Here is a 12872-nt window from a genome sequence, read left to right on the forward strand (position 1 = left end):
TATGTCTACTAATACTCTCCTGATTGAATTGGGAACCGAAGAGTTACCACCAAAATCACTAAAAAAACTGGCTACCGCTTTCTACGAGCAGATCACTGAGCAGTTAAATGCCGCTGAGCTATCTTTTGATGATGCTAAATGGTTTGCTTCACCTCGCCGTCTTGCGGTACAGGTTGCTGGCCTTGTTGACAAACAGGAGGATAAAACCGTTGAGAAGCGTGGACCTGCCGTTAATGTAGCATTTGATGCAGATGGTAATGCGACCAAAGCAGCGGAAGGTTGGGCACGTTCTAATGGCATTACCGTTGACCAGGCTGAGCGCCTGACTACCGATAAAGGTGAGTGGTTATTGCATGTTGCAAGCCAACCAGGTAAGCCCGTTCAGGAGCTAATTCCTGCGATGGTGAACCAGGCGGTAAGTAAACTTCCTATTCCCAAGCCTATGCGTTGGGGAAGCAGCCGTATTCAATTTATTCGTCCTGTACATACCATTACTATGATGTATGGTAGTGAGGTTATCCCGGGTGACGTTCTTGGTGTTTCATCGTCAAACCAATTGCTGGGACATCGTTTCCACCATCAGGGCTTAGTGACGTTAGATAGCGCAGACAATTATCTGTCGGCCCTGGAATCCGCTTATGTGATTGCGGATTTTGACGCTCGCCGTGATGTTATCTCCAGTCAGATCCTTGCTGCAGCGTCAGATATGGATGCTGAAGCTTTGCTAGATGACGACTTGCTTGATGAAGTTACCGCCATTAATGAATGGCCTACGGTACTTATTGGTACATTTGATGAAGAGTTTTTGCAGGTTCCGGCTGAGCCTTTAATTTACTCAATGAAAGATCATCAGAAATACTTCCCGGTTCAGGATAAAGACGGCAATCTCATTAACAAGTTTATTTTCGTGACCAATATCGAATCGAAGCAGCCACAAGAGATTGTTAAAGGTAATGAAAAAGTCATTCGTCCACGTTTAGCGGATGCCGAATTCTTTTTCAAAACCGATAAGAAAGTAAGTCTTGAGTCTCGTCTTGAAAGCTTGGCAAATGTTTTGTTCCAGAAACAGTTGGGGACGTTAAAAGATAAATCTGAGCGAATTGCAGCATTAAGCCGTGCCGTTGCTGAAAAGGTTCAGGCTAATGGCGACGAAGCATTTCGTGCAGGTCTGTTAAGTAAGACCGATTTGATGACCGAAATGGTTTTAGAATTCCCGGAAGTGCAGGGCACCATGGGTAAATACTATGCTCGCCATGATGGTGAGGCAAAAGGTGTTGCTCAGGCCCTGGAAGATCAATACCGTCCTAAATTTGCGGGTGATACGTTACCCGAAGGCGTCACCGGTTGCTGCGTAGCGATTGCCGATAAAGTGGATTCCCTGGTTGGTATCTTCGGTATTAACCAGCCACCGAAAGGTGATAAAGACCCGTTTGCATTGCGCCGTGCTGCCATTGGATTAATCCGCATTATCATAGAAAAACAATTAACCTTGGACATTCAGGAGTTAATTGAAGATAGCATTGCTGCATACGGTGATAAGCTGGTTAATGAAAATACTGCCGCTGATGTGATTGATTTTATTATGGGTCGTTTCCGTGCTTACTATCAGGAGCAGGGCATCGGTGTTGACGTAATTCAGTCGGTACTTGCGAAAAAACCAACGTCGCCACTGGATTTTGAACAGCGCATTAAAGCAGTAAGTCACTTTAAAACCTTGCCACAGGCCGCTGCCCTGGCTGCAGCTAACAAGCGGGTTGGAAATATCCTGGCCAAGTTTGACGGTGAACTCTATCCGGCATTTAAAGCCGAACTTGCCAGCGAAAGTCAGGAACAGGCTCTTGCATCGGAATTTGACGCTCTGAATGGTCAATTAACCACGTTATTTGCTGATAAGGACTACCAGCAAGCGTTAACGCTTTTATCGGGTTTACGTGAGCCGGTTGATGCTTTCTTCGATAACGTAATGGTGATGGCAGATGATGAAGCGATAAAAGTGAATCGTTTGACCTTATTGAGTCAGATCCGCGCCAGCTTCTTTAATATCGCAGATATTTCGTTGCTACAATAAATCCGATATTACAGAATTGAAAAAAGCACCTTTAAGGTGCTTTTTTTATGTTCGGACAATTTTTTGAACCGTTATTTTTTGCGAATCAAATAACGGTAGGGTGCACCTTCAACTTCTTTGGCAACCAACTCGTGCTCCATGAATTCACAAAAGCTTGGTATGTCCCGGGTTGTAGAAGGGTCATCGGCGATGACTAATAAGGTCTCTCCCGTTTCAATTTTGCGAATATTCATCCGCACCATCATTACCGGCTCAGGGCAACGGAGACCGAGTGCATCTAATGTGTGATTGGCGTTGTCAAAATCTGATTCTGTCATAATTTAATGATACTAAACCATACGAATTGAGGTATTGTAATAGTTATTGAAACGAATGCACCTGCTGTTTGCTATTAATTCAGATTAGCTCAGGTTATTTACAACTTCCTCTACCTTGTTAATGAGTTCTGAACTAGTCTTGTGGTGTTTCGTAGACCAATGGGCTATGTATTTTTCCGGCCCCGGTGATGAGTTGTAATTGGCGTGTCTGTAGTATGAAATCTTTATCTCAATATTTTCCCCTGATCCCCGTTTTTAGTTTTACCTTTTTAATGTCAACTACCGGTGTTGTTCAGGCATCGAATTCGACGGTCAGTCCTGACTGGACTGAACAAAGAGAAACCTATTCAAGCCTGATTAAGCAAACATTTGAGTTTGGTTCAAGCGAATATCAAAACGCACTGACGAAGTTAGATGATTATCCATTGCAGCCTTATTTTGTGCGCAACCAGTTACGAAAAAATCTGACTTTAGACAATGAGGTCCATGTTGCGGCGTTTTTGGATGAGCACCAGCACACGCCATTGGACTGGAGTTTGCGACGCGCCTGGTTGAAGTACCTTGCCAAAAAAGGCGAGGGGAAAAAATACGTGCAGTATTTCCGTCCTACCAGCGATGCGACGCTGTCATGTCACTATTATCGATTTCAATTACAGCTCGGTGTTGATACAAAAAACGTATTGTCCAATGTCGAACCACTTTGGTTAAAAGGGCGGTCACAACCTAAGGAATGCGACCCCTTGTTTAAAGTTTGGGAGCAACAGGGATATCGAACGGATAAATTGCTTTGGCAGCGCATATTACTGGCAGAAGATGCCGCTCAATCGCAACTATCGGCATACTTGCAGCGACAACTCAGCGATGAGCAGCAATACCTGAAACAGGTATTCAACATGGTCAAAAGAAACCCCGGCGCGATTGCGGATATGGCGAAACTTCCCGAGCGTAATGAGCAGGAGGGAGACATCATTGTTTATGCCCTGACGCGGATGGCCTGGGATGATGAAGTGAAAGCCATGGAGCTGTTTAAGCGTGCCGACGAACAGCAACGATTAAATGAACATCAGCGCAAGCTGATTCTTAATCCATTAGTAACTGCGTTGGCGCGTTCTGACAGTCAGGATGCCGGTATCTGGTATGCCAACCTGGACAGGCAATATATTCATGATGGGGCGTTACAATGGCGCATTGCTTATTTACTGCGTAGTCAAAATTACCAGGGTATCATCGATGAACTCGAGTTATTAACGCCTGAGACCCAGGCTAAAAACCAGTGGCAGTATTGGCGGGCACGAAGCCTCCAGGAGCTGGAGCGAGACCGGGAGGCGACAATCATTTACCGGGAGCTCGCCAGAAAACGAAGCTATTATGGTTTCCTGGCGGCTGTTCGGCTTGGTAATTCCAGTCAGATAAACCATCAGCCACTGAATATTGACGATAATGAAAAGCTTGAATTATTGCTGGATAAGTCCGGGCAACGAGCATTGGAGCTATTTCACCTCGAACAATACATACTTGCACGGCGGGAATGGTATTACTGGATGCGGGACCTGGATGAAAAGCAAAAGCTGATCGCCGCAAGAATAGCGTATGAGCAGGGCTGGTATGATCGTAGCATTTATTCATTGTCACAACTGGGCAGTTTAAACGATATTGAAATACGCTTCCCGATGCCGTTTGCCAGTGTATTTGAACAGGCGGCTCAACAATATGAGGTAGATGAATCCTGGGCTTATGCAATCGCCCGTAAGGAAAGTTTGTTTATGAGCGATGCGGCTTCTCACGCAGGAGCGTTTGGATTAATGCAGGTGAGGCCGATGACGGCGAACTTCCTGCGCCGACCAGCGACCAGTTTTAATCGTTGGCAGTTAATGGATGTTGATACCAATGTCGATATTGGCTTTAACTATTTAAATTACCTGATGCAACGCTTTGATCAGAATTTACTGTTGGCTACCGCAGCATATAATGCGGGTCCGGAAAAAGTGGTGCGTTGGCTTGAAGACAACCAGTCGCTGCCTGCCGATGTATGGGTTGAATCCATCCCTTATCGGGAAACACGAAATTACGTGAAAAGTGTTTTGGCTTACACAGAGATTTATCGACATCGTCAGGAAAAAAGCAATAATGCCTTTCAGCAACTTATTTTGCAGACGATAGAATAGGCAGTGATTTAACAGTGCGCGCCAGCTATGTTAACATCCCTGACCAATGAATTAGAGAGAGAACAGGATAAATAATTACATGTCATCATTTTCAGACTTATACCCACAACATATTGCTGAATTACAAAAAAGAACCGCGACTATCTTAGCGCGACAGGGAGCATCATCATTAGTGATCCATTCCGGTCATGCTGGTCGCATTTTTTTGGATGATATGAATTATCCGTTTAAATGTAACCCTCATTTTAAACATTGGTTACCGGTCACCGAAACCCCTCATTGTTGGTTAATCGTTAATGGCGAAGACAAACCGACCTTAGTGTTTTATCAGCCGTTAGATTTCTGGCATAAAGTGACGCCGTTGGCGCAAGACTTCTGGAATGACAGCTTTAACATCAAAGTGATCAGCAAGCCGGACCAGGTAAAAGCGCTGTTACCGACGGATCTTTCATCTTCGGTTTATATTGGTGCCCACCAGGATATGGCGAAGGAGTATGGTTTTAGTCAGGTCAATACTCAGCCAGTATTGGATTACTTACACTATCATCGCGCTTATAAAACGGATTATGAACTCGCTTGTATGCGTGAGTCTAATAAACTGGCTGTGCTGGGTCACATGGCTGCAAGAGACTGCTTCTTCGATAAGGGTAGTGAATTTGATATTCAGTTAGCTTACCTGAAGGCAACGGGTCATGGTGAGAATGATGTCCCTTACGGCAATATTATTGCGTTAAATGAGAATGCCGCTATCTTACATTACACCGTGTTAGAAAAGCAGGCTCCTCAACAACACCATTCCTTTTTGATTGATGCAGGAGCCAGTTTTCATGGTTACGCTGCCGACATCACTCGTACTTACGCTTTTGCCGAAAATCGTTTTGCAGAGTTAATCTCGGCAATGAATCGTTTGCAGCTGCAGCTGGTTGATGGCTTGGTACCGGGCACTAGCTATGTGGATTTGCACATTGAGAATCATCGATTGTTAGCGCAACTGTTAGTGGACTTTAATTTCATTAATCTCAGTGCCGAACAGGTATTTGAGCAGGGCATTACGCGTTACTTTTTCCCGCACGGCTTAGGCCATCACCTGGGGCTTCAGGTACACGACATGGGTGGTTTTATGAAAGATGATACCGGTGCTACGGTTGCCGCACCTGAGCAACATCCATTTTTACGCACCACCCGTGGTATAGAGGGTAAGCAAGTATTTACTATCGAGCCAGGTCTTTACTTCATTGATGAGTTTTTAACAAACTTATCGAATAGTGAATTCAACAACGCTGTCAACTGGGCATTGATTGAAGAGATGAAGAAGTTTGGTGGCATCCGTATTGAAGATAACATCATTGTTCATGACGATCGCCTGGAAAACATGACCCGGGACCTGGGGCTGGCTTAGTTCAGCTTTTCTCGTTTAGACATCCATCAGGTGCGGGGTTATTTCGCACCTGATAAACCTTCCAAGACATAAAGGCTGGCGACATTGAGCGAGCGTATCCCTTCTCCATACCTGGTTCCCGATGGCCACATTGAGCACAGTATCGAGGTTAATAAAAGCCAGTTCATCTGTGCCATAGCCCGCTGTCAAAGTTCTGTCGAATGTAAGAGTTTCATCGCTACCGTCCGTGCAAAGTATCCGGATGCATCACATCATTGCGTAGCCTTTATTTATGACCGACCTGACAATAGCCAGAGTTATGGATTCAGCGATGATGGTGAACCCAGCGGTACCGCGGGCAGGCCAATGCTAGCGGTTTTACAGGGGAGTGAAATCGGTGAAATCTGTGCGGTGGTCACCCGCTATTTTGGTGGCACTAAGCTTGGTACCGGTGGTTTGCAACGAGCCTATGGCGCCAGTGTACGCGAAGCCTTATTGCAGCTGCCAACACAATGTATTGTACCGAGCCAGCAGTTGTCATTGAGCTGCAGCTATCCACAATTAAGCGATATCGAACACTGTCTGAAATTACACACGGGTAAGGTGATTAATCAGCAATTCGCCGCCCAGATAAATCTGACCGTATCTTTACCCATGGATAAAATAGCCGTATTTAAAAATGATGTGGTTCAAATTACCAGTGGTCAGGTAGAGTTTTTAGAGGAATAGCAGCGTTTCATAAAACAATTGTTCTCCTCCTCCTTTCTATTTAGCAAACTTAGGCATACAATCACTTTAAATAGCCGCTAAGTGATTGCCGTACAAGAAAAACAATTAAGCCATGCAGTATTTTAATATTATTCGAATCTTAGGCCTGCTGGTAACCATACTCAGTGTTACCATGTTGCCTCCTGCATTGGTTTCCCTGATCTATCGAGACGGTGGTGGTGTCGCGTTTTTAATGGCATTTGTGTTGTGCCTGATCACCGGATTTATTTTCTGGTATCCAAACCGGGACCAGAAGGGCGAACTCAGGGCCAGGGAAGGGTTTCTCATCGTGGTTTTGTTCTGGACCGTGTTGGCGAGCTTTTCCGCGGTACCGCTAATGTTGCTGGACAACCCTTCACTGACGACTACGGATGCCTTTTTTGAATCATTTTCCGGGTTAACCACTACCGGCGCTACCATACTCACCCACATTGACGGATTACCTCATGCGGTTTTATTTTATCGCCAGCAACTGCAGTGGCTTGGTGGTATGGGGATCATTGTTTTGGCGGTTGCGGTACTGCCGATGCTCGGCGTTGGTGGTATGCAGTTGTATCGTGCAGAAACACCAGGTCCGGTGAAAGACTCAAAAATGACACCCAGAATCGCTGATACGGCGAAGCACCTTTGGTACATCTATTTAAGTCTGACCGTCGCCTGTGCGGTTGCTTACTGGCTCGCCGGCATGGGGCCTTTTGATGCCATCGCCCATTCGTTTTCGACAATCGCAATTGGTGGCTTCTCGACTCATGATGCCAGTATTGGTTATTTCAACAATCCTATGATTAACCTGGTGTGCGTATTTTTCCTGATTGTCGCCGGTGTTAACTTTGCATTGCATTACGCCGCAATCCAGAATCGCAGTTTGCGAACCTATATCTTTGATCCTGAATTTAAAATTTTTATTTCGATCCAGGTCATTCTTACCCTGATTTGTTTTATTGTGCTGATCGCTTCAGGCTATCAACAAAGTTACGAAACGGCGTTTGATGAAGCCCTGTTCCAGGCCGTATCGATTAGTACCACGGCCGGGTTTGCAACCACCAATTTCTCTGAATGGCCGATTATATTGCCGTTAATGTTGATCTTTGCCAGCTTTATCGGCGGTTGTGCCGGTAGTACCGGTGGCGGCATGAAAGTGGTGCGGGTGATACTGCTGTACTTGCAGGGCATACGTGAGTTAAGCCGACTGATACACCCGAAAGCCATTATTAATATAAAACTGGGTCGTAAGGCTCTACCGGATCGGGTGGTGGATGCTATCTGGGGATTCTTTAGTGCCTATGCCGCAATTTTTATTATCTGCATGTTGTTATTGATCACCAGTGGTATCGATGAATTTACCGCATTTACCGCGGTTGCGGCTTGTTTAAATAACCTCGGACCTGGTCTTGGTGAAGTCGCCGCTAATTTTGCCAGCATCAATGATTTTGCCAAGTGGGTGCTGATTATAGCCATGCTGTTTGGGCGCCTGGAAATCTTTACCTTGCTGGTGTTATTCTTACCATCGTTCTGGCGCGATTAATCCGGTTTTAATCCGTTAATCGCGATTATACTAATACCATTAAATTCTCACTGAGTGGCAAAAGCACGCAGTGGGATTGGTATTAGAAAAAGATGGCGCTGACCGCAAACAGCTTCTCAACCTGATGGATATACTTTTTATCTACCAGAAATAAAATCACGTGATCATCAGATTGTATTACTGTTGTCGAGTGAGCTATAAGCACTTCATCACCACGCACCACCGCGCCTATGGTCGTTCCTGGTGGCAGTTTAATATCCTGGATTTCGCGACCAACAACTTTTGATGACTGCTCATCACCATGGGCAACCGCTTCAATCGCTTCCGCTGCACCGCGTCGTAAGCTGTAGACATTAACGATATCCCCTTTACGAACATGAGTTAATAATGCCGAAATCGTTGCCTGTTGCGGCGAAACGGCGATGTCGAGTTCGCTGCCATGGATCAAATCGTGATAAGCACCACGCTGTACTAAAACAATGGTTTTCCGGGCACCCAGTCGTTTCGCCAATAAGGCTGACATAATGTTAGCTTCATCGTCGTTGGTGACGGCGATAAATACATCCATTTGATCAATATGCTCTTCGAGCAGCAACTCGGTATCGGATGAGTCGCCAACCAGAACCAGGGTTTCATCAAGCTCATTGGCAATCTGCTCAGCCCGGTCAGGGTTGCGCTCGATAATTTTTACCTGATGGTTATTTTCGAGCATTCGCGCCAACCCAGCACCGATGTGGCCACCACCAGCAATCATTATGCGTCGGTAAGCAGACTCCAGCTTTTGTAACTCGCTCATTACCGCACGAATATGTTTAGTCGCTGCCAGGAAGAATACCTCATCATCGGCTTCGATAACGGTGGTACCTAATGGACGAATGGGTTTGCCATTACGATAAATAGCCGCAACCCGGGTATCAATATTGGGGATGTGATCACGAATAGTGGACAGGGCATGGCCAACTAACAGGCCGCCATAATAGGCTTTAACCCCAACCAGTGAAATCTTGCCGCCGGCAAATTCACGTACCTGTAAGGCGCCAGGGTAGTCGATTAGACGTGCGATGTTGCGGGTTACCAATTGTTCTGGTGCGATAATGTGATCAACAGGAATATCCTGATTGTGGAACAGCTTTTTCTTATATTTGAGGATTTGTTCAGAACGAATCCGGGCAATTTTGGTTGGCGTATCAAAGACAGTAAAGGCGATTTGGCAGGCGAGCATATTGGTCGCATCATCACTGGTCACCGCGATTAGCATATCCGCATCTTCGGCTCCTGCCTTTCTTAATACATCCGGATGGCTGCCATGACCGGTAACGACCTGCAGGTCCATTTTATCCTGTAGCTCTCGCAACCGGTCTGAGTCTAAATCAATAAGCGTGATATCGTTTTGCTCGCCAACAAGATTTTCGGCGAGCGTTCCACCAACCTGACCAGCTCCGAGTATGATAATCTTCATCGTCTTAACTTATTCTTTTTATTTACGCTTTTTTGCCTAGTTTGGCATAATAAAAGCCATCCTTCGAGTCCTGTCCGGGCAATATTTGCCAGTCTCGCTGATGACCATCACCTAAAGGTAGCCACTCGGCATCCTGATTTTGTGCAACAAACCTTTCGATTTGCTGACGATTTTCTTCTGGCAGTATTGAGCAGGTCGCATAAATCATCTTGCCGCCGGGCTTTAACGTCGACCAGATGGCGGCAAGGATTCGACCTTGTAACGAAACCAGTTGTTCAATATCCGATGCTCGTCGTAACCACTTGATATCCGGGTGTTTACGAATAACCCCTGTGCCGGAACAGGGAGCGTCGAGGAGAATTCGGTCAAATGCCTGTCCATCCCACCAGCTATTCGGGTCGCCGGCGTCAGCACATATCCGTTGTGCATTTAACTGCAATCGCTGCAGGTTCTCATGCACTCGTTGTAGTCTGTGTTCTTCAACATCCAGGGCGAGCAGCTTTGCAATCCCTGGGGTGCGTTCGGCAATGTGACAGGTTTTTCCTCCCGGTGCAGCACAGGCATCGAGTACGCTATCTGACGACTGGGCATTGAGGAAGACAGCCGCATGTTGAGCCGCACCATCCTGAACAGAGACCAGGCCTTGTTGGAAGCCGGGCAGGGTGGAGACATCCCTGGGCTGGTCAAGACATAAAGCCTGGGAATGGCTATCCTGATGAGCGACTTCGATACCTGCCTGTGCCAGCAGTTCAAGGTAATCGGCAACGCTGATTTTTTGTTGATTGACACGTAACCACATCGGCGGACGCTGCATGTTGGCACTGACGATATTTATCCAGTCATCCGGATAAGCAAGTTGCAGCTTTTTCAGCAACCATCCCGGATGATTATATTTGATAGCATCTGCACAGTGTTCAAACAGTTGCTCTAAATCATCGCTACCATTACGTTGAATATTGCGCAGTATCGCATTGGTCAAGCCCTTCATATGACGATTTTTCAGTGATTCACAGGCAGAAACGGTCTCACTGATGGCCGCGTGGTCGGGTATTCTGGTGTAACGTAACTGGTAAATACCAACCAGGATCAGAAAATGGAATACCCGTTGTTTGCCGGTCAAAGGTTTGCTGATAAATTCTTTGCTCTGGTATTCCAATTGCGGCAGGTAGCGTAAGACCCCGTAACAAATTTCCTGCAGTAACCCTTTGTCTTTTGGATTGGTTAACTTTAATTGGGCATCCGGTAACTCATCGGCTAAAGAGCGGCCCTTATCAACCACCTGAAACAATATTTTTGCCGCCAACGCGCGCAGGTTTGGCGTCTTTTTATTTTCTGACTTTTTTGCTTCAGAAGGGCTCATTTATTTTTTCCCCGTGATAGGGGTGCCGGGTACAAACCATTCTGCGCGGCCATTTAAAATATCGGCAACCGACATGGGTTTTTTCCCGGGAGCCTGTAATTGGGTCAGACAAAGTGCCTGATCTGCACACTGCACCACAATACCGTGTTTGTCGGCTGCCAGGATGGTGCCCGCAGCGGTGCCCGGCTTGCCTTCGCTTATATGGGCTTGCCAGATTTTGATGCGTTGAATCTGTTGCTTGTCATCTTCAAGGTGTATCTGCGCGAACGGCCATGGTTGATAGGCTCGAATTTTTCGCTCTAATACTGCCGCGTTTTGTTGCCAGTCGAGAATCGCCTCATCTTTGCTGAGCTTATGAGCGTATGTGGCCTGCTTATCATCCTGCGGTGTCGCGCTGGCTTGTTGACCGGCGATTAAATCCAGAGTCTCTACCAGAGCCTTCGGCCCTAATACCGCCAGTTTTTCATAAAGGCTGCTGCTGGTTTCGTCGCTGGCAATATCACAAATTGCAGTAGCTATCATATCGCCGGTATCCAGTCCTTCATCCATTTGCATAATGGTCACGCCGGTCTGCGGATCTCCGGCTTCAACAGCGCGTTGAATCGGTGCCGCACCACGCCAGCGGGGTAAAATCGAACCATGGACATTGATGCAACCAAGGCGCGGGGTATCAAGAACGACTTTCGGTAGCAATAAACCATAAGCGACTACTACCATAATGTCGGCATCATAACTGGCCAGTGTCTGCTGGTCGGAAGTTGCTTTAAAGTTCACTGGTTGTTCGACCGGAATCTGATGTTGCAAGGCCAACTGCTTTACGGCACACGGGGTAAGTTTTTTACCGCGGCCCGCTGGCTTATCAATGGGACAATAAACAGCTACAACTTCATGGTTTGAGTCAAGCAGCCCTTGTAAATGACGGGCTGCAAAATCCGGGGTACCGGCAAAAATTATTTTTAATGGTGAAGACAAGGTTGTGTTCCAACTGTGTTGTTTCAGGAGATGTTAACTGGCGCGCTGATGCAGGCGGGCTTCTTTTTCCAGTTTGGTCTTAATACGCTGGCGTTTAAGCGGTGACAGGTAATCCACAAACAGCACGCCTTTAAGGTGATCCAGCTCGTGTTGAATACAAATAGCCAGCAACTCTGACGCATCCAGTGAGAACTCTTCGCCGTTTTTATCCAGAGCTTTTACTTTTACCTGAGTGTGGCGCTCCACCTTGGCATAGCAACCAGGCACCGACAGACAACCTTCTTCGTTAATCATGATGTCTTCGCTGGCCTCAATGATTTCTGGGTTGATAAACACCAGGGGCTCCGAACGATCGTCACTGACATCCATAACTACAATACGCTGGTGAATGTTTACCTGGGTTGCTGCCAGGCCGACGCCATTCTCGTCATACATGGTTTCAAACATGTCTTCGATGATTTTACGCGTTTCATCAGTCACTTCAGTCACCGGCTCGGCAACGGTTCTTAAGCGTTCATCCGGAAATCTCAATACATTTAAAATAGTCATAGGTCCTAAAGCGAATTGCTATATTTTTTGAAAAATACAATACCGCTAATTCTAGCCTTTTTCCGATTAAAAAGATATTTCTAAGGTGCTTGTGGACGCCGGCTGTTGATGGCGGATTAATTTCAAAGCAAAGTCAGGGCGTGCACATTTTCAGGAAGGTGTTAGCACGGTCTGTGATATCAGGCTCTAGTCATTTGCCCTAGACAGTGATATGTTTAATAAGCCTTTATTTCCTTTGAGATAAGGTCTTATACCAGTTTATGCCAAGCGGTGGTCACGATGAATCGAACACCGGTTGCAAGCTTCTGGTA

At 46.3% G+C, this 12872-nt stretch carries 10 protein-coding genes; 5 read left to right on the forward strand and 5 right to left on the reverse strand.

All coding sequences use genetic code 11. The features are described 5' to 3' along the window. Position 1: 1 nt before the first annotated feature. Positions 2–2068 (forward strand): glycine--tRNA ligase subunit beta, encoded by a 2067-nt coding sequence (glyS, locus tag E8M12_RS05000; protein ID WP_136734989.1) that lies wholly within the window; start codon positions 2–4, stop codon positions 2066–2068. 71 nt (positions 2069–2139) lie between these two features. Here the strand turns inward: glyS and tusA are convergent, their stop codons facing one another. Then, the gene (tusA, locus tag E8M12_RS05005) at positions 2140–2385 is read right to left on the reverse strand and encodes a sulfurtransferase TusA (RefSeq protein ID WP_136734990.1); all 246 of its coding nucleotides are present in this window, start codon (positions 2383–2385) and stop codon (positions 2140–2142) included. Positions 2386–2600: 215 nt separating this feature from the next. Between tusA and E8M12_RS05010 the strand changes: the two genes are divergently transcribed. The 4 genes from E8M12_RS05010 (at position 2601) to E8M12_RS05025 (ending at position 8221) form a co-directional block, all read left to right on the forward strand. After that, complete coding sequence (locus E8M12_RS05010) at positions 2601–4550, forward strand: transglycosylase SLT domain-containing protein (RefSeq protein ID WP_169303039.1); 1950 nt, start codon at positions 2601–2603, stop codon at positions 4548–4550. Between the two features lie 79 nt (positions 4551–4629). After that, positions 4630–5949, forward strand: coding sequence for a Xaa-Pro dipeptidase (gene pepQ / locus E8M12_RS05015; protein WP_136734992.1), 1320 nt, complete (start codon positions 4630–4632; stop codon positions 5947–5949). 84 nt (positions 5950–6033) lie between these two features. Continuing rightward, on the forward strand, positions 6034–6657 hold the full coding sequence (locus E8M12_RS05020; protein WP_169303040.1) for a YigZ family protein: 624 nt from the start codon (positions 6034–6036) through the stop codon (positions 6655–6657). Between the two features lie 112 nt (positions 6658–6769). Next, entirely contained in the window at positions 6770–8221 is a 1452-nt protein-coding gene (locus E8M12_RS05025; RefSeq protein WP_136734994.1) for a TrkH family potassium uptake protein, read from the forward strand. Positions 8222–8303: 82 nt separating this feature from the next. Here E8M12_RS05025 and trkA read toward each other — a convergent pair whose 3' ends face one another. The 4 genes from trkA to def are packed head-to-tail and all read right to left on the reverse strand — an operon-like array spanning position 8304 to position 12561. Then, complete coding sequence (trkA, locus tag E8M12_RS05030) at positions 8304–9680, reverse strand: Trk system potassium transporter TrkA (protein WP_136734995.1); 1377 nt, start codon at positions 9678–9680, stop codon at positions 8304–8306. Positions 9681–9702: 22 nt separating this feature from the next. Then, positions 9703–11040 carry a 16S rRNA (cytosine(967)-C(5))-methyltransferase RsmB gene (rsmB, locus tag E8M12_RS05035; RefSeq protein WP_136734996.1) on the reverse strand — a complete coding sequence of 446 codons (1338 nt, stop codon included), beginning with the start codon at positions 11038–11040 and terminating at the stop codon, positions 9703–9705. Further along, entirely contained in the window at positions 11041–12012 is a 972-nt protein-coding gene (gene fmt / locus E8M12_RS05040; protein ID WP_136734997.1) for a methionyl-tRNA formyltransferase, read from the reverse strand. 33 nt (positions 12013–12045) lie between these two features. After that, the gene (gene def / locus E8M12_RS05045; protein ID WP_136734998.1) at positions 12046–12561 is read right to left on the reverse strand and encodes a peptide deformylase; all 516 of its coding nucleotides are present in this window, start codon (positions 12559–12561) and stop codon (positions 12046–12048) included. Between the last annotated feature and the right edge of the window lie 311 nt (positions 12562–12872).

It is taken from the genome of Thalassotalea mangrovi (assembly GCF_005116735.1).
Taxonomy (GTDB): domain Bacteria; phylum Pseudomonadota; class Gammaproteobacteria; order Enterobacterales; family Alteromonadaceae; genus Thalassotalea_A; species Thalassotalea_A mangrovi.